Origin of the sequence: Sphingobacterium sp. UBA7249, from assembly GCF_002472835.1 — a bacterium.
GTDB classification, from domain to species: domain Bacteria; phylum Bacteroidota; class Bacteroidia; order Sphingobacteriales; family Sphingobacteriaceae; genus Sphingobacterium; species Sphingobacterium prati.
This window is the reverse complement of the sequence record NZ_DKST01000012.1, coordinates 130,991-156,903: the sequence shown is the minus strand read 5'-3', so window position 1 is coordinate 156,903 and position 25,913 is coordinate 130,991. Positions and strand designations below refer to the sequence as shown.

Annotated in this window: 23 protein-coding genes and 1 riboswitch; of the genes, 15 read left to right on the top strand and 8 right to left on the bottom strand. The window is 39.6% G+C overall.

What is annotated here, in order from left to right; all coding sequences use genetic code 11:
* Positions 1 to 48 precede the first annotated feature (48 nt).
* Positions 49 to 1,302 (bottom strand): beta-ketoacyl-ACP synthase II, encoded by a 1,254-nt coding sequence (gene fabF, locus B4A24_RS08485; RefSeq protein ID WP_172392302.1) that lies wholly within the window; start codon positions 1,300 to 1,302, stop codon positions 49 to 51.
* 27 nt (positions 1,303 to 1,329) lie between these two features.
* Positions 1,330 to 1,566, bottom strand: coding sequence for an acyl carrier protein (locus tag B4A24_RS08480; RefSeq protein ID WP_028070665.1), 237 nt, complete (start codon positions 1,564 to 1,566; stop codon positions 1,330 to 1,332).
* A gap of 287 nt (positions 1,567 to 1,853) precedes the next feature.
* On the opposite strand from B4A24_RS08480, the gene B4A24_RS08475 reads away from it, so the two are divergent.
* The gene (locus tag B4A24_RS08475; protein ID WP_288813155.1) at positions 1,854 to 2,348 is read left to right on the top strand and encodes an IPExxxVDY family protein; all 495 of its coding nucleotides are present in this window, start codon (positions 1,854 to 1,856) and stop codon (positions 2,346 to 2,348) included.
* Positions 2,349 to 2,483: 135 nt separating this feature from the next.
* The gene (gene pyk / locus B4A24_RS08470; RefSeq protein WP_172392303.1) at positions 2,484 to 3,911 is read left to right on the top strand and encodes a pyruvate kinase; all 1,428 of its coding nucleotides are present in this window, start codon (positions 2,484 to 2,486) and stop codon (positions 3,909 to 3,911) included.
* Positions 3,912 to 3,965: 54 nt separating this feature from the next.
* Here the strand turns inward: pyk and B4A24_RS08465 are convergent, their stop codons facing one another.
* Positions 3,966 to 4,289: a hypothetical protein gene (locus B4A24_RS08465; RefSeq protein WP_293944306.1), complete on the bottom strand. Its 324-nt coding sequence runs from the start codon at positions 4,287 to 4,289 to the stop codon at positions 3,966 to 3,968.
* Positions 4,290 to 4,506: 217 nt separating this feature from the next.
* Between B4A24_RS08465 and B4A24_RS08460 the strand changes: the two genes are divergently transcribed.
* The 3 genes from B4A24_RS08460 to metE all read left to right on the top strand — a co-directional run bounded on the left by B4A24_RS08460 (position 4,507) and on the right by metE (position 9,723).
* A complete protein-coding gene (locus tag B4A24_RS08460; protein WP_293944305.1) occupies positions 4,507 to 6,336 on the top strand; it encodes a sensor histidine kinase in 1,830 nt (609 codons plus the stop codon).
* Positions 6,337 to 6,390: 54 nt separating this feature from the next.
* Complete coding sequence (locus B4A24_RS08455) at positions 6,391 to 7,080, top strand: response regulator transcription factor (RefSeq protein ID WP_172392306.1); 690 nt, start codon at positions 6,391 to 6,393, stop codon at positions 7,078 to 7,080.
* Positions 7,081 to 7,231: 151 nt separating this feature from the next.
* Positions 7,232 to 7,335: riboswitch (SAM riboswitch) on the top strand.
* A gap of 75 nt (positions 7,336 to 7,410) precedes the next feature.
* A complete protein-coding gene (gene metE / locus B4A24_RS08450; protein ID WP_312399961.1) occupies positions 7,411 to 9,723 on the top strand; it encodes a 5-methyltetrahydropteroyltriglutamate--homocysteine S-methyltransferase in 2,313 nt (770 codons plus the stop codon).
* 87 nt (positions 9,724 to 9,810) lie between these two features.
* Here metE and B4A24_RS08445 read toward each other — a convergent pair whose 3' ends face one another.
* On the bottom strand, positions 9,811 to 10,317 hold the full coding sequence (locus B4A24_RS08445) for a tetratricopeptide repeat protein (protein WP_293944304.1): 507 nt from the start codon (positions 10,315 to 10,317) through the stop codon (positions 9,811 to 9,813).
* Between the two features lie 418 nt (positions 10,318 to 10,735).
* On the opposite strand from B4A24_RS08445, the gene B4A24_RS23880 reads away from it, so the two are divergent.
* Positions 10,736 to 10,879: a helix-turn-helix transcriptional regulator gene (locus B4A24_RS23880; RefSeq protein ID WP_409456477.1), complete on the top strand. Its 144-nt coding sequence runs from the start codon at positions 10,736 to 10,738 to the stop codon at positions 10,877 to 10,879.
* 283 nt (positions 10,880 to 11,162) lie between these two features.
* Here the strand turns inward: B4A24_RS23880 and B4A24_RS08440 are convergent, their stop codons facing one another.
* Positions 11,163 to 11,519, bottom strand: a complete 357-nt coding sequence (locus tag B4A24_RS08440; protein WP_293944303.1) for a hypothetical protein — start codon at positions 11,517 to 11,519, stop codon at positions 11,163 to 11,165.
* A gap of 183 nt (positions 11,520 to 11,702) precedes the next feature.
* Here B4A24_RS08440 and B4A24_RS08435 point away from each other — a divergent pair, with 183 nt between their 5' ends.
* Positions 11,703 to 12,098, top strand: coding sequence for a single-stranded DNA-binding protein (locus B4A24_RS08435; protein ID WP_293944302.1), 396 nt, complete (start codon positions 11,703 to 11,705; stop codon positions 12,096 to 12,098).
* A gap of 70 nt (positions 12,099 to 12,168) precedes the next feature.
* Here the strand turns inward: B4A24_RS08435 and B4A24_RS08430 are convergent, their stop codons facing one another.
* Complete coding sequence (locus tag B4A24_RS08430; RefSeq protein WP_293944301.1) at positions 12,169 to 12,576, bottom strand: hypothetical protein; 408 nt, start codon at positions 12,574 to 12,576, stop codon at positions 12,169 to 12,171.
* 288 nt (positions 12,577 to 12,864) lie between these two features.
* Positions 12,865 to 13,524 (bottom strand): helix-turn-helix domain-containing protein, encoded by a 660-nt coding sequence (locus tag B4A24_RS08425; protein ID WP_293944300.1) that lies wholly within the window; start codon positions 13,522 to 13,524, stop codon positions 12,865 to 12,867.
* A 91-nt stretch (positions 13,525 to 13,615) separates the two neighbouring features.
* Between B4A24_RS08425 and B4A24_RS08420 the strand changes: the two genes are divergently transcribed.
* The 8 genes from B4A24_RS08420 to B4A24_RS08385 all read left to right on the top strand — a co-directional run bounded on the left by B4A24_RS08420 (position 13,616) and on the right by B4A24_RS08385 (position 23,534).
* Entirely contained in the window at positions 13,616 to 14,005 is a 390-nt protein-coding gene (locus B4A24_RS08420; protein WP_293944299.1) for a YbjN domain-containing protein, read from the top strand.
* 4 nt (positions 14,006 to 14,009) lie between these two features.
* Positions 14,010 to 14,717 (top strand): PspA/IM30 family protein, encoded by a 708-nt coding sequence (locus tag B4A24_RS08415; protein ID WP_293944298.1) that lies wholly within the window; start codon positions 14,010 to 14,012, stop codon positions 14,715 to 14,717.
* A complete protein-coding gene (locus B4A24_RS08410; protein WP_293944297.1) occupies positions 14,704 to 14,898 on the top strand; it encodes a DUF4177 domain-containing protein in 195 nt (64 codons plus the stop codon). Before B4A24_RS08415 ends, B4A24_RS08410 begins: the two co-directional genes overlap by 14 nt.
* Positions 14,899 to 14,909: 11 nt before the next feature.
* Complete coding sequence (locus tag B4A24_RS08405) at positions 14,910 to 15,632, top strand: OB-fold-containig protein (RefSeq protein ID WP_293944296.1); 723 nt, start codon at positions 14,910 to 14,912, stop codon at positions 15,630 to 15,632.
* A gap of 120 nt (positions 15,633 to 15,752) precedes the next feature.
* Positions 15,753 to 17,870: a flotillin family protein gene (locus B4A24_RS08400; protein WP_293944295.1), complete on the top strand. Its 2,118-nt coding sequence runs from the start codon at positions 15,753 to 15,755 to the stop codon at positions 17,868 to 17,870.
* A 105-nt stretch (positions 17,871 to 17,975) separates the two neighbouring features.
* Positions 17,976 to 22,820 (top strand): DNA repair ATPase, encoded by a 4,845-nt coding sequence (locus tag B4A24_RS08395; RefSeq protein WP_293944294.1) that lies wholly within the window; start codon positions 17,976 to 17,978, stop codon positions 22,818 to 22,820.
* 152 nt (positions 22,821 to 22,972) lie between these two features.
* The gene (locus B4A24_RS08390) at positions 22,973 to 23,329 is read left to right on the top strand and encodes a helix-turn-helix domain-containing protein (protein ID WP_293944293.1); all 357 of its coding nucleotides are present in this window, start codon (positions 22,973 to 22,975) and stop codon (positions 23,327 to 23,329) included.
* 16 nt (positions 23,330 to 23,345) lie between these two features.
* Positions 23,346 to 23,534 (top strand): DUF2683 family protein, encoded by a 189-nt coding sequence (locus tag B4A24_RS08385; RefSeq protein ID WP_293944292.1) that lies wholly within the window; start codon positions 23,346 to 23,348, stop codon positions 23,532 to 23,534.
* Positions 23,535 to 24,154: 620 nt separating this feature from the next.
* On the opposite strand, the gene B4A24_RS08380 is transcribed toward B4A24_RS08385, so the two are convergent.
* The gene (locus B4A24_RS08380) at positions 24,155 to 25,861 is read right to left on the bottom strand and encodes a bifunctional alpha/beta hydrolase/class I SAM-dependent methyltransferase (protein WP_293944291.1); all 1,707 of its coding nucleotides are present in this window, start codon (positions 25,859 to 25,861) and stop codon (positions 24,155 to 24,157) included.
* Between the last annotated feature and the right edge of the window lie 52 nt (positions 25,862 to 25,913).

Genomic DNA, 25,913 nt, shown 5'->3' with positions numbered 1-25,913 from the left:
AACCTGTCGCTAGCTCATATTACCAAACCATGTTTGAAGGATCAAACATTAAGCTTTATATTTTTTTACAATCACGGTAGCGTTATGCCCACCGAATCCAAATGTATTACTCAACGCTGCATTAACGATACGTTTTTGCGCTTTATTGAATGTAAAATTCAATTTATTATCAATTTCCGGATCGTCTGTGAAGTGATTAATTGTCGGTGGGACAATATCATTTTGCACAGCCAAGATAGAAGCAATAGTCTCTATCGCCCCTGCAGCACCCAAAAGGTGTCCCGTCATTGATTTAGTTGAACTGATATTCAATTGATATGCGTGTTCACCAAACAGGTCAACAATAGCTTTCGTTTCACTGATATCGCCGACCGGTGTCGATGTTCCATGGACATTGATGTAATCAATATCCGAGAAATCCATACCTGCATCATTGACAGCCATTGTCATTGCCAATTTAGCGCCCAACCCTTCCGGATGCGAAGCTGTGATATGATGCGCATCAGCACTCATTCCACCACCGGCAATCTCTGCATAGATTTTTGCACCACGTGCTAAGGCATGTTCTAAGCTTTCTAAGATCAAGGCACCTGAACCTTCTCCCGAAACAAAACCGTCTCTGTCTTTATCAAAAGGGCGAGAAGCTGTTTTGGGATCATCATTTCTTGTAGACAAGGCATGCATAGCATTGAATCCACCGATTCCAGCTTCGTTGACTGTCGCTTCTGATCCACCGGTAACAATAACATCTGCTTTTCCCATACGAATATAGTTGAAAGCATCAATCATTGCATTGGTAGCAGAGGCACAGGCCGACACTGCCGAAAAGTTAGGACCACGAAGGCCATGACGCATTGAAATATGTCCTGGAGCAATATCAACGAGCATCTTAGGAATAAAGAAAGGATTGAAACGTGGTGTTCCATCCCCTTTTGCAAAGTTGGCAACTTCTTCTGTAAAAGTTGTCAACCCACCAATTCCTGAGCCCCAAATCACTCCGATACGATTTGTATCTAATTTTTCAAAATCTAAGCCAGCATCTTTAATTGCCTCATCAGTAGACGCAATTGCATACTGTACAAAAGGATCGACTTTACGAGCTTCCTTACGATCCATAAAATCATGTGGATCAAACCCCTTTACCTCACACGCAAACTGAGTTTTGAATTTTGACGCATCAAAATGCGTAATAGGAGCAGCTCCGCTTACACCATTTATTAATCCCTCCCAGTAAGCTGAGACGGTATTACCAATTGGTGTAAGGGCGCCTAATCCTGTTACTACTACTCTTTTAAGCTCCATTTATTACGATTAGCCTAATTAAATTAGTTAGTTAACGTTTTTTTCTAAATAAGCGATTGCTTGACCAACAGTACCAATAGTTTCTGCTTGATCATCAGGAATAGCAACGTTGAATTCTTTTTCAAACTCCATGATCAACTCAACAGTGTCAAGTGAATCAGCACCTAAATCATTAGTGAATGAAGCTTCTGGTGTTACTTCGTTTTCGTCTACACCTAATTTTTCAACGATAATTGCTTTTACTCTTGAAGCGATATCTGACATGATTTTATAGTTTAATTGTTTAATAAATCTGTGCAAAGAAAAATAAATTTCATCAAAATTCAAACCTAAATCGATATTAAGATGAAAGTCACCATGTTAGGCGACCGAACTTATTCGCGTCTTATACTAGCTAACCCACTCTATATTAACTTAGTTCAAGTATAACAAAAATTATTTTGTATTCCAAACGCTCAGCTAATTAACTCAAATTTTACACAAAAAGTATATTCCCACCTTAAAATTATTAGTACCTTCGTTAGTATAAGAACATATATTTTAGAAAAAAAGTGGTCAATAAGTTAGTAGCAAGGTTAGATATGGACATGGATGAAGAGTTAGATTTCACCCTACTCGCCATCACCTGCCCACTGAAAGATTACCGTCTCTGCCATTTTATCAACAAAGTGACAAATTTGGATTTTTCCAGAGGCAAAGAGAGCAAATATGATCACGATGGCCGTCCAAAAAATAAATCAGAAGAAGAGCTTGAATATCATATCATCTTTGATGCTAAGAAAAAAATAAGCTACCACTTCACCGCTTTTCATTACCTTAGTCCTGATTCGGATACAGAATATTTTCTCATTAATAACAAAAGTATTGAGGGAACCTTTTTAATTCCAGAAAATCCCCATTTTGATTTCTTCGTCATCATTAAAAATTACATCTGTGAAGACGATGTCGAATATATAATCAAAAGGATCAGCAAATTACCAGAGGTGGTCATCGCAAAAGAAATATCTCCAAAAATATTGAAATCTAAAGAAAATCTCATATTTTAGCAGACTGTAGGTTAGTGTAGCAAATACACCTAACTTAAAATCTAAATTAAGTCGATTTAGTTTTTACAAAAGACAACAATACAGCTTGCTGTTTGTTGTCATAATTGAAGAACATTAAAAATACAAAATAAACAGATGGAAAAAGTTCAAAAAAGGACTAAAATTGTCGCAACATTAGGCCCTGCTTCGGCAGACAAACAAGTTTTGACCAACATGATTGCCAAAGGGGTTGATGTGTGCCGGTTGAATTTCTCTCATGGCAGCCAGGCAGATCACCTTAAGGTAATCGAAACCATAAATGCAATAAATAATGAAACCGGATTCAATGTTGCCATCTTAGCCGACTTACAAGGTCCAAAGATTCGGATCGGAAAAATGAAAGAAGGCGGTGCTGTTCTCGTCAATGGTTCAAAAGTTGAAATCACCACACATGAACTCATTGGAGATGAAAACAGAATCTACATTACATACGAAAACTTTCCAAACGATGTTGAAGCCAACGAAATCATATTACTTGATGACGGAAAACTTCAACTTCGTGTTTTAGAGACCAACCATAAAGACACTGTTACCTGTGAAGTGGTGCATGGCGGTGTTCTTACTTCACGTAAAGGCGTAAACTTACCAAACACAAAAGTATCCATTCCTTCCCTGACTGAAGAAGATTTAGATAACTTAAACTTTGCATTGGACCACGGAGCTGACTGGATTGCAATGTCATTCGTTCGTTCGGCAGAAGATATTGCACAATGTAAAGAAATCATTGCTGCAAAAGGAAGCCATGCACGTGTAATCGCGAAAGTAGAAAAACCTGAAGCAATCGAAAACATCGATGCTATCATCGAAGCTACCGATGCTGTTATGGTTGCTCGTGGTGACTTGGGTGTTGAACTTCCAATGGAAGAGGTACCGGGGCTTCAAAAGATCATTGTACAAAAATGTAGAGACCTTTCAAAACCTGTCATTATCGCTACACAAATGCTGGAAAGCATGATTACTACACCGCGCCCTACACGTGCGGAAGTAAACGATGTTGCCAATTCAGTATTGGATGGTGCAGATGCAGTGATGTTAAGTGGAGAGACTTCTGTAGGTGAATTCCCAGAGATCGTGATCGAAACAATGAGTAAGATTATTATCCACGTGGAACAAACTTCTTATCCTTATTATAATGAGAAAGTTAGTGAAATTCACGACGGAACGCTTATTCCAGACGCTATTTGTGCTTCTTCAGTTTATCTTGCTCAAAAAACTAATGCTTCGGCCATCGCTGTATTAACCTCTTCCGGAGCAACGGCATTTGAAATTACAAGTTATAGACCAAATGTAGATATTTTGGTGTTTACAGGCACGCAGACACTTCTGAAACAGTTGAGTTTGCTTTGGGGCGTAAAAACATTTATTTACGACAAATTCGAAAGTACAGATGGCTCTATCCATGATGTCAATAGATTTATCGTAAAAAACAACTACGTTACACCAGGATCAATTATCATTAACACTGCCTCTACACCGTTAATTGAAAAAGGCAAAACAAATACAATCCGCGTTTCTCAGCTATAAGAAATAGGATCATAAAAAAGAAAGGCATTCTCTTAACGCGAATGCCTTTCTTTTTTATTTTTTGGGATAGAGCGAATCTATCTTAAATTTGAAATCTTTCACTTTTAAACTATCTTCCAATAGCTTAAACCTTAATGAGTCACGCTGTGATTTTTTTCTCTTGGGTATTTTCTCTGTCCCCGGCATAGGCGCTAGACTATCCAGCTTTTTGAATTTCTGAACGGGCATATTATACTTTGCTGAGGCCGTATCTAATCCCAGAACGGGCATCTTGGAGTGTTTATCCTGTAATAAAGGACGATACTCTTTTTGCTTAATTTGACCAATGGCAATTCCCACTGTAAAAGATAATGCCAATGATAATACATAAGTTTTCATAACATAATCTATTTTAACTCCTAATTTACAATAACATAACCAAGATTTAAAGCAATTGCTGTTAAACATTGTTAAAACAGCTTCAAAACAAGTTAGCATCTTTATATTTGTAACAATTCAAGTAAACAACGATATTGGTTAAGAGAATAGCCCTGCAATTCAGTGTTTATGGGCTGATGATGCCCTTGAGAATATTCATTTGCAAAACATAACTTAAATGAAGAAAAATAGTATTGTATTAATCATTGGACTGATGTCTTTGGCGCTGATTGGGGTATTGGCCATGCAATTCTATTTTCTGCGGGATTCCTATCGTCAAAAATCCCAGCTTTTTGATGAATCAGTCAATGCTGCACTTACAGCTGTTGCGGGGAAGCTCGAGCGTCGTGAGGTCGTAGATTTCGCCAAGGTACAACAAGAACGTAATATCGAAAAGTCCAAACGCGAGCAAGCTAAACAACAGCAATTGACAGAGCAGCTCCAGCTTCAAACCCAAATTGAAAATCTTAGGGCCAAGCTGGATCAAATCTATCAAAAGTACAAACTTGAAGAAGATAGATTAAAGGCAACCTATCCAAACATTATTAACATTGAAAATTGGTTCTACGAGACTTACGTCAAAAGAACCCAATATCAGGATCTCGTTGAAATCAATATTGTTAAAACGCCAACAAACGGGCTATATTATCAAGAGGATGTTATTGTTTCAGCGACAAAAACAATTCCTCGTATCGAAGCTAAAGACGACAGCACGCGATTTTTGATCGTACATATCGATGATTTTAAGCGGTTACTTGGCAAGAGTATCGTAGCACTTCCACCAAGATCCAATCCTAAGCTCTCCAAACGAATTTTTGAACTAGAAACCAAATTAAACAAGCTTTCCAAAAAAAATGCAGGCTATGGTTTCAATGTTTATGACTCCGTCGCGATGCTTGGCGGCAAAAAAGCCGACTACATCGAAGATGTCGCCATCGGAATGGAACTCGCCAAAAGACCTCTAAAGGACCGGTTAAACGTTATTATCGTTCAAGAACTCCTGAAGGAAGAATTGGCTCAACGTGATATCAAAGTACCGTTTAATATTGAAATATGGAGCACAAGCAATATTTTGCTAAATAATATTCTCAACGAAGCGGAATTAAACACCCCCAAAAACACCACAAAATATTCCACAGCGCTATTTAAAGGCGATATTGGTGCTGCTCCGGGAAAGTTAACCATATACTTTCCAAATAAAAAAGCAATCATAGCGGACAACATGGGCTATTTGTTACTCCCTATGCTGGCGCTACTGTTCCTTTTGGTCGGATGTTTTGCCTATACACTTATTATTATCTTCAGACAAAAGAAGGTGTCTGAAATGAAAACCGATTTCATCAACAACATGACACATGAGTTTAAAACCCCAGTGGCTACGATCATGATTGCCAGTGAATCGCTCAAGGACCCTGATATCAATGCGGACCACAATCGTGTGCAGAAACTGGCCAATATCATCTACGATGAGAATGTTCGCCTTGGAAATCATATCGAACGTGTATTAGATCTAGCAAAATTGGAGAAAGAAACCCTAAAACTTGACCGTGACGATGTACATATCAATGACCTCGTTTCAGCAGTGACAGACAGTATGCAATTACGCATGCAGAATATCGGCGGGCAATTCAGTGTTGACCTTGCAGCAACAAAAGATATCGTTGTGGGGGATGAACTGCATTTTTCAAATGTGTTTTACAACCTATTGGATAATGCGATCAAGTATAGTAAAGGAGATCTACATGTGAATATTAATTCCAAAAATGTTGGCGATAATATTGTTATCACCATTGCTGACAACGGAATCGGAATGAGCCGGGATCACCTACAAAAGATATTCGATCAATTTTATCGCATTCCTACCGGAAATGTCCACAATGTTAAAGGCTTTGGCCTGGGCCTCAGTTATGTCCAGGATATATTGAGAAGACTTAATGGAAGGATCACTGTAAAAAGTGAAAAAGATAAGGGCACAACCTTCGAAGTAATTTTGCCCGTAAAAAAATAACACGTTCCTTTTTTGTATATTCAAGGAACATTAGTGAAAATTAATAGATTCATTATGCAAAAGATATTATTAGCAGAAGATGATCCCAATTTGGGGGATCTTTTAAAGGATTATCTCGAATTAAAGGGAAAATTTGACGTTACACTCTGTACAGATGGTGAAGAAGCCGTTTCCCAGTTCAAAAAAAATGATTATGACTTATGCATTTTTGATGTCATGATGCCTAAAAAAGACGGTTTTACCGTAGGCCGTGAAATCAGAAAAACAAATAGCACAGTACCGATTATCTTTGCCACTGCAAAGGGCATGATGGAAGACAAGACTGAAGCATTTGAATTAGGTGGGGATGATTATATTACTAAACCATTCCGTGTTGAGGAACTACTTCTTCGGATTAATGCCCTGCTAAAACGCAGTGTTAGAGACAAAGAAGATGAAGTTGTCGCCGACAAATTTGAAATTGGAGATTACTTTTTTGACTATACAAGCCAACAAATTTCCTATAAGGGTCAGATGCAAAAACTATCAACCAAAGAGGCCGAGTTACTTCGCCTACTATGTTTAAAAAAGAATGATGTATTGACCCGTGAAGAGGCTTTATTGAAAATATGGCATGATGACAACTATTTCACCGGCAGGAGTATGGACGTATTTCTCAGCAAACTTCGGAAATATCTAAAGGAAGATAGCAAGGTCGAAATCGTCAACGTCCATGGAAAAGGTTACAAACTCTTGGTGAGCTAAAGGCAATGGGGTGGAATACTAATTCTCGATTTCACCCTCCTTTCCAATGAAAAGAAAGAAATAAAACATTTCTATTCTTAGTAGAATATAAAAAATAAATGCACTTTTATATAAAATTTGCATATCAAAAAAAAATGTGCTAACTTAGCGTCGCTTATAGAGAAAGGCAGAGGGAATAGACCCGATGAAGCCTTAGCAACCTGTCCCTTGACAAGGTGCTAAATTCTACCCTACATGATATGGGAATGATAAGCCGAAGTCACCGAATTCTAGTGTGTCCTTCTCTCTAGCAAGAAATATAGTTGAAAAAGAAATATTAAAAACATTATTATGTTATTGACTAACAATTTAGGTTACCCTCGTGTGGGCGCGTTCCGCGAATTGAAAAAAGCCAATGAGGCCTATTGGGCTAAAAAATCTTCTGTTGAGGAATTATTGGACACAGCAAAAAAGATTCGTGAAGGCAATTGGAAAACACAAAAAGATGCTGGAATAGATTTGATCCCTTCCAATGACTTCTCTTTTTACGATCAAGTATTGGATTTAACCCTTACTGTTGGTGCTATTCCTGCTCGTTATCATTCTTTATTGAATAAAGTTGACAACAACTACAGCTTAGACTTATATTTTGCTATGGCCCGCGGTTTCCAGCAAGAAGGAATTGACGTGACTGCAATGGAAATGACCAAGTGGTTGGATACCAATTACCACTATATGGTTCCCGAATTCACAAAGGACCAAGAATTCAAATTGACTTCCGAGAAATTCTTGAATGAATACAACGAAGCGAAATCATTGGGTATTGAGACAAAACCAGTTTTACTTGGCCCGATCACTTACCTTTTGATCGGTAAAGAAAAAGAAGCTGGTTTCGACCGTATCGACCTATTGGACAAATTGGTTCCGGTATATGAGCAGATCCTGTCTAAATTGGCAGAAGCTGGTGCACAATATGTTCAGATCGACGAACCTTTCTTGGCCTTGGATCTGGATGCAAAAGTAAAAGCATTATACCAACCTACTTTTGAGAAATTAGCTGCTGCTGCAAAAAATATCAAATTAATCGCTACTACCTACTTCGAAGCTTTAAAAGACAACGAAGATATTGCGGTTAACTTACCGATCCATGCTTTGCATTTGGATTTAGTACGTGGTGAAAACCAATTGGATACAGTTTTAGCTAAAGTTCCTGCTTCATTGACATTATCTTTAGGTATTGTTGAGGGCCGTAACATCTGGAAAAATGATTACGAAAAATCATTGGTTAAAATCAAACAAGCGGTTGATGCATTAGGAAAAGACCGTGTTTGGCTTGCTCCTTCCTCATCTTTATTGCATGTTCCTTTTGATTTGGACAATGAGCACAATGAGCAATCATTACCTGCAGAAGTAAAAAACTGGTTAGCGTTCGCAAAACAAAAATTAGCAGAGGTAAAAGATCTAGCGATCTTAGCTGAAGGTGAAGTTGATGCCGAAACAGCAAAACGTTTTGAAGCAAACAAAGCTGCCGCCGAAAGCCGTCGTACTTCTCCATTGATCCACAAACCAGAAGTTAAAACACGTACAAGCAATATTACTGATGACGATGCTAAGCGTACATCGGTATTTGCTGACCGTAAAGCAGCACAACAAGCGAAGTTCAACTTGCCAGCATTCCCTACAACAACGATCGGTTCGTTCCCACAAACTAAAGATGTGCGTAAATGGAGAGCTGATTTGAAAAAAGGAGCGATCACACAAGAAGAATACGATAAAGCAATTGCTGAAGAAACTGAAAACACAATCCGTCTTCAAGAACAATTGGATATCGACGTATTGGTTCACGGTGAATTCGAACGTAATGATATGGTTGAATATTTTGGCGAGCAATTGGCAGGATATGCATTCACTCAAAACGGTTGGGTACAATCCTACGGTTCCCGTTGTGTGAAACCTCCAATTATCTACGGAGATGTATACCGTCCACAAGATATGACTGTACGCTGGTCTTCTTACGCACAATCCTTGACAAACCGCCCGGTTAAAGGGATGTTGACTGGTCCTGTAACAATCTTACAATGGTCTTTCGTACGTAACGATCAACCACGTTCGACAACAACTTACCAAATCGCATTGGCAATCCTGGATGAAGTACAAGCTTTGGAAAAAGCAGGAATCAAAATCATCCAGATTGATGAACCAGCAATCCGTGAAGGCTTACCATTACGCAAAGCTGATCAAAAAGATTACTTGAACTGGGCAGTTCGTGCTTTCCGTGTATCTTCATCCAATGTAGAGGATGACACACAGATCCACACACACATGTGTTACTCTGAGTTCAACAATGTGATCGAAGATATCGCAGCAATGGATGCAGACGTAATCACCATTGAGACTTCACGTTCTCAGATGAAATTATTAAATGCATTCGCCGGTGATTTCAAATACCCGAACGATATCGGTCCGGGTGTATATGATATTCACTCCCCACGTGTACCAAATAAAGATGAGATGGTAGACCTATTGCGCAAAGCAAAAGCAGTAGTTCCTGCGGAGCAGCTTTGGGTTAACCCAGACTGTGGCTTGAAGACACGCGCTTGGCCTGAAACTAAAGCCGCTTTAGAATCAATGGTTGATGCTGCAAAAATCTTAAGAGCAGAATAATTCTTACACTATATTGATAAAAGCCCAAGATGAAATTTCATCTTGGGCTTATTTTTTGACCTTTTAACCGAAATAAGTATATTATCATTAATTACTTCGCTTTTTACTTGTCTTACTCATTTCCTTTTTTCCCTTGATCCGATCTTCGATTGATTTTAAGGTTGAGGATAATTCGCTGCTCATATTATCCAACTTTGCCATTTTGAGAATTTTTAAAGCCTTTTTATACTTCTTTAATTTCTCAAGCAACAGTACTTTCTTAATCCAGATTACTGTCAGGGCTATCCCGGGCAATGTCAATGCATATTTTATCGTCTTCTTTGCCGCCTCATAATCACCCATGTCAATCAAGGTCTGTATAAAATAAGGGTAAACTTCCAAGGCATTCACATTGTGAGTTAAAGCTTCCTGAAAATATTTCCTTGCCTGCTCATAATCCAATAGTTGTTCCGAATAAACCCGGCCCATTAAGCACAATGCCATGGTATTGGATTCGTCGTATGACAAGGCATAAGACAGGGATTCTAACGTATCCTCCAGATAATATGGATAATTATCCAGGGCCTGAAGGACATATTTATTCACTGAATTCATAAATTTTTTTAAACATGATCTGTATTAGGCTCCTGGAGACTAACTCGAGTCACACTAGGATGCCATTTCTTTTTATCGGCTAGACCATTTCAAAATGGTCGTTGAGTTAAACATCACAATACGATGTCCTGTCCAAGCGCCAGTAAATTTTCTGGAAAAGAAGATTAGGAGAGTGCGGTATTCCGAAGAATATGCCCAAGGCTCTTCTTTGAGGACGAAGCTGGGTTTTTTATTGTTGCAAACATATTCTTCCGTTTTTTTAATTTATATTATTATTTTATTGATTACAAAGATTCAAAATATTTTTCATAATACAAAATATTTGATTATTAACAACTTACAAACCTGCTATATCATTGGCATATTATTGTCATATTGTTTTTTTTAAAATCATCAACCTTTTAACCATTTTCGTTTCATGGAAAGTCAAACAGTAAATCAACTTATCAAACAATCTAGAAAGCGCAAAGGACTGACACAACAAGATCTTGCTAATCAAGCCGGTCTATCTTTAAGAACGGTACAACGCATCGAAAAGGAGATATACTGCCCTCGTCTTTAAATTATATTTTTACAGGCTGGTTTTTTCTGCTCATCCCAATGTGCTATTATGCCGTGATTATCATCTTCACAACAGTAAACTATTTTAGAATTAAAGGATCCGATGTAAGTTAAGAATAACTAGTATTCAGTTTGCTCAAACCGAAGTTTCCCGGAATGAGCAAACTGGAAAATCCGTTACGTCAATAGCCTTTTTCCCAAAATTCAGTAGCATTCATTTCTACAAAGAATTATTGATAGGAGAAGAAAAGGCCTTCATCGAAGAAATAGGTTATTAATATGGATTAAAGCGGCTTTTTTTGAACAATCAATATCCAGTCATTTTCCAGAACAAGGTAACCCATCTCATAAATAAAACTATAGACCTGCCCCTTACTATTGGCAAATGTATGGGTATGGAATTTGAAATCAAAACCCTGTCTTTTTAGTTTCTCCCGCGGCACTTTTATCATCCCCTCGCCGTCTAATACGTCCAACAAAATGCGACGGTTTTTTCGCAGGATATTATTCACATTACGAATCAAATTGGTCTGATCGCTATTCAGTTTATTGTTATAAGCATTTCGGCAAGAATCGTCACAAAAACGCTTATCCGATCTTCCCCGTATATTTTGTCCACATTCCAAACAGACTTTTTCCATGGTGTTTAATCTAAGTTAAGCGACAACAAACGGTTACAACCGACTATAGTCGAATACAAATGGTAAACAGACGATTATAATCTCATCTCCTTTTCATCTTTGCTCAAGGTCATTCAACGCGATTAAAGGCTATGACCAATGACTAAAATAAGAATTATTAGAAACATTTAAAAATTACACAAAATGAGTACATTACGAAACAAAGTACAATTAATCGGTCATTTAGGGAATGATCCGGTCATCAAAACCACATCAACAGGAACTAGCTATTCTGTTTTACGTCTTGCTACAAATGATCTTTTCAAAAACAAGGCTGGTGAATGGGTCGAAGAAGTGCAGTGGCATACACTTGTCATTTGGGGAAACCAAAACAATACCATTGAAAAGAAATGTAGCCGCGGAACCAAGTTGATGGTCGAAGGAAAGCTCACCTATCGCAACTACGAAAGTGCTGACGGCGTGAAAAGATATATTACGGAGATTAAAGTCGAAAGCTTTTTAATTCTATCAGATCCAAGTGGATCAAAAGATCATGTCCCAGCATTACCAGAAGAGGAGGAGGACGATCTACCGTTCTGATTCAAAGATTTAAAAGAAAGTAGGACATCTCTTGTTGCCCTACTTTCTTTTAAATACCCTTATATCTAAATTATTTTGTTGCATTAGCAGTTAACTCTGCTGCCAACTTTTGAGCATACTCAGACCATAACTTGGCATCTTCCGGGGTTAATTTAGAAGCAGCTGTAGCTGTTTTTGTAGCCCATTCTTGTTGTTTTCCAACCAATTCCTGCAGTTTGGTTGCATCTCCACTTTTTGCTGCAGCCACATACTCATTTACATATTTTGTGTAATCGTCTGCCAACTGTTGCGCTTCTGGAGAACTAAATTTTGGAACTGCTGTCGTTGTTGTTGTTTCCGTAGTTGTTGTTTGCGCCACACCACCTTGTGTATCAGTCGTTGTGACTGTATCTTTTGTTTCTACTTTTTTGCTGTCCGCATTATTGCAAGAAGCAAAGAAAAGTGCAGCAATTGCCGCAGATAATGCCATTTTTTTCATCTGTATAAATTTGTTTTTTAAATTGTAATGAAGCGATCAATTTTATTCACTCCAAAAGGATTGAATAAATTATGAAGGTTTCATGAAATGAATAAGTTTATAATAAATTAAAATTATTTACCAACTTAAAATTGAATTATTTTAATTCATAATCCAAATATTTTTTTTCATAAAAAACAAGTAAATTGTGAAAATCCGCAATTTGACTGTTCCATTTGCATTTAAACGTAGGAAATCACCCCCATATAAAAATACGATTGTAACAAAAACATAGATCTGGGTAATTGCCTATATTCGTTCGAATTTACCATACAATTTCCAAAAATTCCCTTTCTCGGACAATATAAAGTCGACTTTTTTCCAGGCGTTTAACACCAGACTTATTTCCCGCTCCTCCGTCACATATTTTCCAATAAAGAATTCCTCCGCTGAAAAACACAATCCAAAGGCGTTATTTAACGTATGTAAACTTTCGATATCAATTTCTTCAAAAAACAGAATTGAGCGCGGTGCTACAATGAAATCACCTGGTGCGGGTATTGCATCCATATATTCCATCGCAATAAAACGGTTGCGGCTCTGCAACGGAAACTCAATGACTGGAAGCTCATTCAATTTTGATACATAAGTACAGGCATCGAGCAAGGCATCCCGTTCCAATAACGGAACCTGTGCCAATCGCTTGCCCTCCACCGCAGGCGTATCGGGCTGAAAATAATCGTTAAAATTGAGAATCTCATTAACGGAAAGATTTTTTTCAATCAAATGCTGCACAGGAATGCCAAAATAATTTGCAATTTTTAGAACAATCTCTATTTTTGGCTCGGCACGCATCTCTTCGTAAGATGAAATATTCCCCCTGGTAAGATTAAAAACATCTCCAAAAGCCTGCTGACTCAATCCTTTCACCTTTCTCAGCTTTTTTATATTATTCCCGACGTTACTCATTTTAAAAAAAAATTAATTTTTTCTTGCAAAATATTTTTGCAATTTACTATCTTTATGCAAAGAATATGTGCAATATATAAAAAACTTGATTATGTACTTCTCAAAAATTGAAAATTATATCGCCAACATCGGTTATAATATTACCCATAAGGATGAAAAAGAAGGTGTCTTTGTAATCGAAAACGAAGATGATGGTATTCGCAATCTCATTGTGGGTATAGCACAACCCATCGTAATTTTCGAGCAGTATCTATTTACCATAAACAACGAGAACATGGACATGTTCAGATCGTTGCTCATAAAAAATAGAGATATCATCCATGGCGGATTTGCCTTAACGGAGGATGGCAGAAAGGTCATATTCCGATACACTTTGCAGATACATAATCTAGATCAGAATGAATTTGATGCAGCCATCAATTCACTTAGTCTTTTGATCAGTGAATATTATAATCAGTTAATAAGTTTTTCAAAATTATAGAATAATGAATATTTTTAAGAGAATTTTCAGAATCGGTCAAGCAGAAATCCACGCTGTAGTGGACAAAATGGAGGACCCCATCAAAATGACGGAGCAAGGTATCCGTGAGATGAAAGAAGACCTGGAGCAATCGTTAGAGGCTTATGCAAAAGTAAAAGCGCTAGCCATACGCACGCAGAATAACTGTGAAAAGAAAAAAGAAGAAGCCAATGAATTTGAAAGCAAAGCTATTTTATTGTTGCAAAAAGCTCAAAAAGGAGAACTTTCTACCGAAAAGGCAGAAAGCTTAGCCAAAGAGGCCCTATTACTGAAAAAGCAATTGTTGATCGAAGCTACCGAACTGGAAAAACAGGCAGCAATTCATCAGAGTTCCGCAGAGGAATTACATAAAAATGTGGATATACTTAAATTCAATATAGCTAAATGGGAAAGTGAATTGTCAACTTTGAAAGCACGGGTCAAGGTTTCCAATGCAGCTAAAATGGTCAACCGGCAACTGGCCAACATTGATTCCAACAGCACAATTTCCATGTTGGAACGCATGAAAGAAAAAGTCGAAGAGGACGAAGCATTAGCAAAAGCCTATGGTGAAATCGCAACGGGCAACAAAAGCAAGGTAGATGAAATCAATGAATCCATCGGTGGTTCGGATTCCGTCAACAGTGAACTGGAAGAATTAAAACGAAAATTGAATGGCGATGCGGAAATTTGAGTATAAAACAGTCAAAATTGAACCCCAAGGCTTCTGGGGTACCAAATTAGACTCGGACAAAATCGACAAGATTCTGAACGACCTCGGTGATCAGGGCTGGGAGCTGGTCGCTATGCAGGACCTTGAAATGAATGGTAATTCCTGGTCATTTCATTATACCTTCAAAAGAGAAAAAATTTAAAAGAAAATACGATGACAGAACTAATCAATATCTTATTCAACCCATTGTCAAATGGCATCATGACTGTCCTGACAGGCCTGTCTGTGGTGTATTGGTTATTTATGTTTCTCATGGGCGATGGCGTGCATCTATTTGACGCGGATGCCGATGTGGACCTACATCCTACACCTGATGTCAGTGACGTCGATGGCTCACATGATATTGATACCGATGGACCAGATCATCCACATCATCATACAGACTCCGATACGCATACCGAACCGGGTTTCTTTGCCAAGGCAATGGATTATATCAATGTCGGAAAAGTGCCCATTATGCTTATTGTGACCCTATTTAAATTCGTTGGCTGGGTGATCACCATTGTATCTTCATTGTATATTGACGTCGCATCCTGGGGAATAAAATCGGTATTGATCCTGGTTCCTGTTTTTATCGTTACGTTCTTTTTAATGCATTTTCTGACCAAACCCTTAGCAAGAATGTTCAAAAATATTGGCTATAATGGTGAAGAGAGCCATGATTTCCTTGGCCGCATGGGTAAAATGCGTGCAAGTATTGAAGGCAAAAAAATAGGTTCTGCTGAATTTATCATCCAACAAGACCCAATTCGTCTTAATGTTGTAAGTCATAATGGCGAGAAAATCGGCTATGGCGATGATGTCATCATTGTGGATGAATCCAAGGACAAAAAATATTATTATGTCACCAAGGAAATCACCATTGACAATATTTAATCGAAAATGAAAAAGAACAAAGAGCAAGGATTAAGACTTGATCGGTAAGCCGTAGGCTTGCGCAACTAAAATCCAAATACTCATATCTAAATACTAAAATCTAAATAAATACTAATCAATATGCTATATCAACCTCTTTTATTTTTAAGCGGCTTAAACGGAATTATATTGCTGATTGTCGGTTTAGCTGTTTTTCTAATCTTTGCATTCTTTGTTGTACTGAGTGCATTCTACAAAAAGATCCCGCAGGGAAAGGCAATTGTCCGGACAGGTGTCGGCGGAACGAAAGTTGCCTTCAACAAGGGTATGTATGTCGTCCCAGTTTTCCACAAGATGGAGATCATGGACATCTCCATCAAAAAAATTGAAATCGCCCGTATGCAGAGCGAAGGGTTGATCTGTAAAGACAATATCCGTGCTGATATCAAAGTAGCCTTCTTTGTCCGTGTCAACAAAAATGTGGACGATGTGATCAACGTTGCCCAAAACTTGGGTTGTGACCGTGCTAGCGAACCCGAAACATTAAAGAGCATCTTTGAATCCAAATTTTCTGAAGCGCTAAAAACCGTAGGTAAGAAATTCGACTTTATCGAACTCTATGAAGCACGTCGTGAGTTCCGTGACGAAATCCTCAATATCATTGGTACAGACTTAAATGGGTATATTTTGGATGACTGTGCGATTGACTATCTGGAGCAGACAGATATTGAGCATCTAAACCCCAGCAATATCCTAGATAGTGAAGGGATCAAAAAAATCACAGAGCTGACAGCAAAACAAAACATCAATGCCAACTTCATCCGTCGCGATGAAGAGAAATTGATCAAAAAGCAAAACGTCGAAGCTCGCGAAGCGATTTTAGAATTGGATCGTCAGCTTGCTGAAAAAGAAGAAAAGCAAAAGCGTGAAATTGATAATATCAAAGCCCGTGAAGAAGCAGAGATCGCAAAAGTACGTGAAGAAGAGCGCTTAAAATATGAAAGCGTCCGCATTTCGACCGAAGAGCAATTGGCCGTACAAGAAGAAAATAAGCTGCGTCAGATTATCATTGCCGAGAAAAACAAACAACGTACAGATGCTGTGGAAGCCGAACGCGTAGAGAAAGACCGCGCATTGGAACAAACCGAACGTGAGCGTATTGTCACCTTGGCCCAGATTGACAAAGAGCGTTCGATCGAGACCGAAAAGAAAAGCATCCAAGGGGTCATCAAAGAGCGTGTCCAATTGGAAAAAGGCGTTATCGAAGAGCAACAAGGTGTCAGAGATATTGAAGTATTCCGTGAAGTAGAGCGGAAGAAACAGGCAGGCGTTATTGCAGCATCACAAGAAGCGGAAGAGAAATTAATTTCTACAGTTAAAGCCGCTGAAGCAGCAAAAATTGCGGCAGAACAAGAAGCAGAGAAAAAAGTAATCGATGCCGAAGCAGCGCGTAAGATTGCAGAAAAACGTGCACAGGAATTATTAATAGATGCCGAAGCGAAAAAAGAAGCATCACTCAAAGAAGCCGAAAGCCGCAAGATCATAGCGGAAGCACAAGCGAAAGAGGAAGCCGCATTAGGCTTGTCGGAAGCCGAGGTAATGGTCGCAAAAGCCGAAGCGGAAGAGAAGCAGGGTACGGTACAGGCCAACGTTATTGAGAAAAAAGCCGAAGCCATGCGCAAAGAAGGTCTGGCACAGGCCGAGGTTGTCCGTGAGAAAGCTCTTGCCGAAGCAAAAGGTATCGAAGAGAAAGCCGAAGCCATGAAAAAACTGGATGGTGTGGGCAAGGATCACGAAGAGTTCAAATTACAATTGCAAAAAGAACGTGACATCGAACTTGCGCAGATCAACATCCAAAAAGATATTGCCCAAGCGCAGGCAAGTGTATTGTCCGAAGCACTTAAAACAGCGAAAATTGATATCGTCGGTGGTGAAACCATGTTCTTCGAAAACATTGTACGCCAGGTGTCCAATTCCAAGGGTTTTGACCATTTGATCGACAATTCGAAACATGCCACTGATATCAAAAATTCACTATTGGGCCCAGACGGCAAAGGTGATCTCGCCGAAAAAGTACGTGGGCTAGCAGATAAATATGGTATCTCGTCTAATGACATCAAAAACCTAACAGTTTCTGCGGCGTTGATCAAACTGCAACAGGCAGCCACAGATGCCGAAAACGGTGAAGATGCCGGTTTTATCAATTCCTTATTTGGATTAGCAAAAAACTTAGGCATTTCCAACAAGAAGCTGTCTTAAGACATCTTAAGCTTACTATATTACCCGCAAGACCACTTCAAAACGGCCCTTGCGGGTAGTTAAAATTGATTTTGTCACAACAATCCAGTAGAGAAAGCTCATTTTATGCCAGAAGAAAACGTAATAAATCAGAACGACAGCCTTGACCAAGGTGCATATGAGATTATCCGAAAGCGACTTCTTACACAAAAAGAAGAATTAGCAACAAGGCTCCAAGGTTTGAATGAAGCCCGTAAAGAAGTCTTCAATTCCACGAGCTTTGTCCTCAAAGCCAATCAACGGATTACCACAGAAAACAACTGTGTTGCCCGTGGCATCCTGGCCTTGGATAATCAATGTATTTTTGGATATAATGTGCATTTTGGACTGCGTACCGAGATCAAGCTGGAAGATGTTTTCAGTGTTTATGCATTTGAGAATAATCAATTTATTCCGCAGTCCCTCGATCTGATCAACGATCAAAATTTCATCTCAGATTACCAAAACCTGTATAAATATTACAGAGATTCCATCTTCTCCAAATTCCGCCGTACGGAGAACTACTTGTACATGATCTTTCAGACCAGCAAAAATCCGGCTGATCTCAAAGCATTCAAATGGTTAATCAAAGACGGTAAGCTCCTGTATCAGGATGACCGCAGCATCCATGAAGTCAAATTGCCCAATCAATTTGAATTTGACTGGACGAAAACGACACTCGAAGACCGCCGTTTGGGAAAATACCCGCATATATCCATCATGGATAAGATTTTTATTGAGGCGATCAATGGCGACATCACTTTCAAGATCGAGAACAATACAGACAGCGGCAAAGGGATCTATTCCGAAAAAGTGGTCAATGCAGACCAGCAATTGGACGATGCTGATTATTACTTTGCAGATCTCGGCAATCTTATTGCGGTACGTATCAAACCTTACCAGGAAGATTTCAGGGCTTTTGTCTACAACCAGCGGACGAAAGAAGTGGTCAATCTCAAATCACTGAATGAATCAGCAATATTGTTGCCGGACAATCAGGGGATTATTTTCTCCAATGGGTACTATTTACAAAATGGCACACACAAAGTTTTTGATGCCCAGTTCGAGAAGGTATCCTTCCTACGCAGGATAGCTTCCCCCAATGGCGAAGATTTTCTGTATATCTTTTGTCAGGAAGAAACCAATACCTATATCCTACTGTCATATAACATCATTCAGCAGCATGTCGAGACCCCGATTATCTGCAACGGATTTACCCTATTCAAAGATGGTAGCTTAATTTATTTCCGCACTGAGGCAGAAGCCACCAGACATCATCAGGTTCAGATCTGGGAAACACCCTATATGGCCATGCTCAAAGAAAATGAGCAAAAGAAAGATGATCCCCTTTATAAGGTAGGCAATAAACAGATCGTGCAGGCGATGGCCGAAGCACAGGAGGTCATACAGCTCATCAACAAAGAGGACAGTTACGAGGGTTTATACGAAGATATCCTTAAAAAGTCTACGGTTTTAATCGATTCTTATTTTTGGATCAAAGATGAGGCCTTGTTAAATCTTGGGCAGCCCTTAATACAGATCAAGGAAGTCGCCAACACCGCTATTGACGAATTTGTCAAAGTACAGGCGCAGCGCAAGCATGCGGCGGAATTAAATCTGGCTGCAGAAAAGAAGATGGAAGAACTCACCTTTTCCATCAATAGCACCGTTGTGGAGAAACTCGATCAGCTCGTCCACCAATTGGCCGATGCCCGTCGACTTCAGGGTGAAATCATCGACCTTAAAAATGTAAAATATATTGATACGGTCAGCATAGATAACCTGTTGGAAAAATTACAGGGCATCACCTCCGAGCTGGCCGAAAAAACAATTGCTTTCCTCTTACGCGATGAAGCCTTGCTTCCTTACGAACAAAAGGTAGAACAGCAGAAAAAGAATGTGGAAGCCATTGTTAAAGTATACGATGCCAAAGCGATCGAGGAAGCCAATTCGGCCATTTCAAGCGAGCTGGAACTATTGATTGATATCCTCAATAGTCTAAAAATTGACGACTCCACACAGACAACCAAAATCATTGAGAAGATTTCGGTTATTTTCTCCTCCTTAAATGAAGTCCGTGCACAACTTACACGAAAACTCAATTCATTGAAGAGCACCGAAGCAATTGCCGAGTTTTCGGCACAGCTGACCCTGTTGGAGCAATCCGTTACCAACTACCTCGAACTGTCAACGACAACCGAAAAAGTAGACGAATATTACACAAAAGTCATCGTTCAGCTGGAAGAACTCGAAAGTAAGTTTTCCGAATTCGAAGATTTTGCGCTCAAGATCGCAGACAAGCGTGACGAGGTCATTAAGGCATTTAATTCCCGCAGGGAGCAAATCGTTGAACAGATCAACAAGCGGACGTCCTCGCTCGAGCAGATCGGTCTTCGTGTACTAAAGAATATTGAAAATAAATCCAAGACTTTCGCGAGCCGGGAAGAAATCCTCAGCTTCTTTGCCTCGGATCTGATGATCGACAAAATCAGACAGTTAGTACAGGAGCTGAAAACACTACAGGATGTCTCAAAAGCGGAAAACCTTGAAAATCTATTAAAGAAATCGCAGGAAGATGCCTTACGGGTGTTACGGGATAAAAATGACCTCTTTGTAGACGGGGAGAATATCATTGCTCTTGGTAAACACAAATTCGCCGTCAATAACCAATCCCTCAGTTTAACCCTGTTGCGCAGAAACGACGAGCTCTATTTCCACCTGACAGGTACAAGCTTCTATCAAAAAGTGCAGACCGAGGAGATCAACAGGTTTCAGGATATCTGGGATCAGGAGCTTGTATCCGAAAATAAGGAGGTCTATCGTGCAGAATATCTTGCATACAAAGCATTCCTGGCTTCGAAAGGACAACAAGATTTTGATGCTGCACTGTTCATCACGCAGACCGTGGAACAAAGCTATTCGGAAGGCTATGTCAAAGGGGTTCACAATGTGGATGCACTATTGATCTATGACACGGTCAAACAGTTGGACACCAAACTGGATCTTCTACGCTATGATCCTTCCTTGCGTACAATGGCTCAACTATTTTGGCAATCGCTTTCTGATGATCAGCGTACAAAACAGCTGGCGCTGATACACTCGACTTACACGATATTGAAAACGTTTCCAAATTCAAATCGTTACCAGTCCGTCATTGATGAACTCAGCAAGTTGTTCAATGCCTGGGAGACACATTTGGATCGCGCCGCCCTTCATGACCGTGACTTGGCAACTTACCTTTTCCAGACCTTTACGTGTTACAATACCTTTGTCGTCAGTGAACAGTCCGATGAACTGAAAAAGGTATTTATTCGATTGCTGGAATCCAAGAAAAGCCATAAGCTTTTTGAAGCAGATATTCAGAACGAACAATTTAGCGTGGTAGATCGCTTTTACCTGACTTTAAATTGGCTCAATGCGTTTGTGGACGAGCATACGGAATATCTGACACTACGCAAGTACATCGAGGAAACAGCGATCATGTTGCTCTATCCGACGCAAGCATATCACTTAATTATAGCCAAAGACCAAGCACATATCAGCGGATTAAAAGGCAACCATACTATCCTCAACAACGGGGAGGAGCACATCCAATATCATGAATTTTTAGCACGTCTGGCACAGTTCAGCAATCATAATGTACCTCGTTTTGTGGCTTTCTCCACATTGAAAGAACAGCTTGCGAAATCCTATGCCAAAGAATTAAAAATTGGTGAATTCGAGCCAAAAGTACTGACCTCGTTTGTGCGTAACAAGCTGATCAATGAAGTTTATTTTCCACTGATCGGAAACAACCTCGCCAAACAACTGGGAGCTGCTGGAGACAACAAACGCACCGCCCGCATGGGAATGCTTCTGTTGATCTCGCCGCCGGGGTATGGTAAGACCACCTTAATGGAATATCTGGCCAAGACCATGGGCCTACATTTCGTCAAAATCAATGGGCCGACCATTGGCCATTCGATCACCTCCATTGATCCGATCGAAGCGAAAACATCCGGAGAACGGGAAGAACTGAAAAAGATCAACCTTGCATTTGAGATGGCAGACAATGTCATGCTTTATCTGGACGACATCCAGCATTTAAATCCGGAGTTCTTACAGAAATTCATCTCCCTTGCCGATGGTCAGCGCAAGATTGATGGTATTTTTGAGGGCGAGAGTAAGACCTATGACCTCCGTGGCAAGCGCTTCTGCATCGTGATGGCAGGTAACCCCTACACAGAGAGCGGTTCTAAGTTCCAAATCCCCGACATGCTTGCCAACCGGGCCGATGTGTACAATCTCGGCGATGTGATCGGTGATACCGAAGCATTATTCAACCTCAGTCTGATTGAAAATGCGGCTATTGAAAACAGTTACCTCGAAAAAATTGCAAGTAAATCGTTCAACGACTTCTACGCCCTGGTCAATTATGCACAATCTGTTATGGATCAACTGCCCGATTTAGAAGGCAACTACCTGAAACAGGATATTGATGACTTTATCGCCGTGCTGCGCCATGTACTGAAAATCAGGAATGTGGTGATCAAGGTCAATCAGAACTATATCCAAAGCGCCGCGATGCAAGACAATTACCGCAACGAACCACCATTCAAAATGCAGGGATCATATCGGAACATGAGTAAGCTTGTAGCGCAGGTGGTACCGATGATGAATGAACAGGAAACTGACCAGATTCTTCTCGCCCATTATGAGAGCGAATCACAAACACTGACAGCGGATACCGAAAGCAACCTATTAAAACTAAAAGAGCTTGCCGGACTGCTGAACCCTGTTGAACAGGAGCGTTGGGAAACCATCAAGGAAATCTTCCGCAAGAACAATAAACATGGTGGACTAGCTAAAGATGATAAAGTCTTCGGCCAGCTACTGGACTTCAATGAAAATCTGGAAGGCATTATTCAGGCAATCCGCGAGTATAAGAATTAAGATTTTCTACTGCTATTCCAGCTGACCTTTTTGTCTGTTCGGCTGGGATAGCAGTATTTTTGATACGATTACCATCAAATATTTTTTAAGCTTTAGCTAATTTAGTCCTTATTAGATATGACAAAATTGATGCTAATAAAATTTAGGTATTTATGGAAGCAAAACTTATTAAAACTGAAGAAGATTATGCACAGGCTTTAGACCGACTTGAAGCAATATTCGATGCTAAAGCAGGTTCAAAAGAAGGGGATGAATTGGAAGTTTTGGGACTTCTCATCGATAAATATGAGACTGAACATTTTCCTATTAATCTTCCTGATCCTGTTGAGGCAATCAAATTCAGAATAGAGCAGCTAAATTTTACACAGAATGATCTTGCTAATGTTCTTGGTCAGAAGAGCCGTGCAAGTGAAATATTAAACCGAAAGCGGAAACTCTCTCTCGAGATCATTAGAAAACTTCACGAAAAGCTCAATATCCCTACAGATGTACTTATACAGGCATATTAGTAATTACTACTAGGCTTTGAGCTTTTCTCCAAAACAACTTGAAGCAACCGATGCAATAACCAAAGCATCTAAAATCAAACTTGAAACTACCACTGTGGAAGATAGCCCGTATAATCCGGATTTTGTAAAAAAGATACAAAATGGCCGAGCCGATGTTAAGAACGGCAAAGGGACTAAAATCGGAATTGATGATCTATGGGAATAATTTCTACTCCATATGCAGTAGAAAATTTAAAATTTTTGAAAAAAAATGAAACAATCTCTACATTATCATTTCAAACATGATGTAGACTATTAATTCGTTATATCTGCAATAAGAACGATTCCCTAAACCAAAACGCTTTTTTGTGATACCACAACGGCCTTATGCCTACAATAAAAACAATTTATAAAGCAAAAAAATCCTTTTGTTTTACCATTGCGCCGATATGTCTGCAATAAGGACAATTTCTTAAACCGGAAAGTCTTTGTTTTAAACAATGGTTTCCCTATGCCTGCAATAAAGTCGATTAGTAAAACCAAAACACCTTTTTGTTATACCATGACGACCTTATGTCTGCAATAAGAACAATTTGTTAAACCAAAAAGTATTTTTGTCAAACGGATTAGATCTGCATTTCTGAGCAATGGAGCGTAAAAATTGGGTATTTTGGTTAAACAGGGGGTCAAATTGCGCCAAATTCATAGCTTAAACACTATCTATTTGGCGCAATTTGCCCCCCTCCCCCACTGGCTAAAAACTTATATCTTATGAATCAGATATATACAAATTATTCACCCAATTATTTGGCTACGATTCTGCCGGCAGATCGTTCGGAAATATGCTTATCCTGCCTTTACCGAACCCGATGAAACGGTGAATATCCCATAATCGTCAATAAGCATCCGCTCCTTCACCACACCATTATAGGCCATAATCCGATCCAGTTCCTGCTGCGAACGCCGGCGCATGACCCAGTCTTTCTTCTGATGGCTGTTCAGCACATAAGCGATCATCTTTAACTGTGGATGCCATGGTTGTCCGGTATAGACCAGATGACTATTTTGTTCACAAATAGAAGTCGCCCCATGAACCGCCCTACTGGCCATTTGATTGTTGCCAAACAATTCGAAAATACCAGAGATCACGACAATATTAGGTTCAAATTCCAGTTTGCTGTATGTAGCCGGATCAAAACAATCGTAATTGGTAAACCGTATTCCTTTGAACCCCTTCTTCTTGATGACTTTCTCCCCTACCGCAATATTGGGCAATAGGAACTCGTTAATCACAATCTCCACCTCCGGATATTTTTCCTTAATGTCAAACAAATAGTTTCCGGTCCCGCCAGCGATATCAAGAATTTTGACAGGCCGACCAGTAGACTTAACCTGCTCAATATTCTCCTCCAACAGCTGCAACAGGTGTTGCTTTCGAATACGAATCCCTTTCCAGCCAATCGCATCTAGATAACCACGATCAAGGATACGGCCAAAACGGTTTTTTCCTTGTGGCTCATTGCGGTATACGTAATCCAACGAGATTCCTGAATCAAAACCAAACTGGAGACCTAAGTTCATCCCATGACTCAATGACCCTACCTTACCCAATGTCCATTTCTGGAACGCATAATTTAGCTTCTCGGCTGCAGGCATCACCTTATGGTACAGTTTCTCATATTCTTTTACTGAAAACTCGTCAGGCTCCAGTCCTTGGTCAGGCTTTCGACGTGCATAGGCCTTTGTAATAAAATCGTTTAAATAGGTATAAACTTTCTGTCTGTTGGATTCAAACAGGATACCATGATAAAAGTTGCGCAGGGTAATAAATGTCTTTAGCTTGGAAGTGATGGATACGAAGAACTGCTTTTGCACCGAGTTTTTAACCACATAGTCTTTTTCAGCGGATAGCACAATCACAGGAATATCAATCGCTGCAGCATCGTCAACGATACGCACACCAGCTTTCAATAGATCAACCAATAAGGCACCGTTAATGGATTTTGAGATCAATGGATCAGCATCATAAGCCTGCTGTTGTTCGACATCATGCGTCAATACCTTCGCCTTGACATAACTTTGGATAACAAGATCCTTTTTCAATTTTGTCCCTAGTGCAATCATCTGATTAGCCAAGGGCACATATAGTTTGATTTCAAATGCGGGCGCCAATAAGGCCATTCCTGCGATCGGAGGTGCAAAATCATGTACCCAAGCACTCACAATCACTCCTGCAATACTATTAGCAATAACGAAGACATCCTTCGTGTCAACAGAATATTCAGCGCGGATATAAGTTACAAAACAATCCAGATCGCGCACATTATCCATAAAAACCGGTGATACAGCCAGTTTTGTATAACCATGTCCACGCAAATCAAATGAAAAGATGGAATAACCAGCAAACTGCGGATCGGTAGCCATCTCCTGTAGGCGTTCCGAATGTTCATGTCCACGATGCAATACAACTAAGGCCTTTTGTCCTTTTTGATAGTTCCAAACACGATAGAGTAGTTCCCCTTGATCGAAACTCTTAAAATAACCTGATTTCATTTCTTTATAATTATTCCATCAATACAATGGCGTATGTAATTTTAGTATCTAT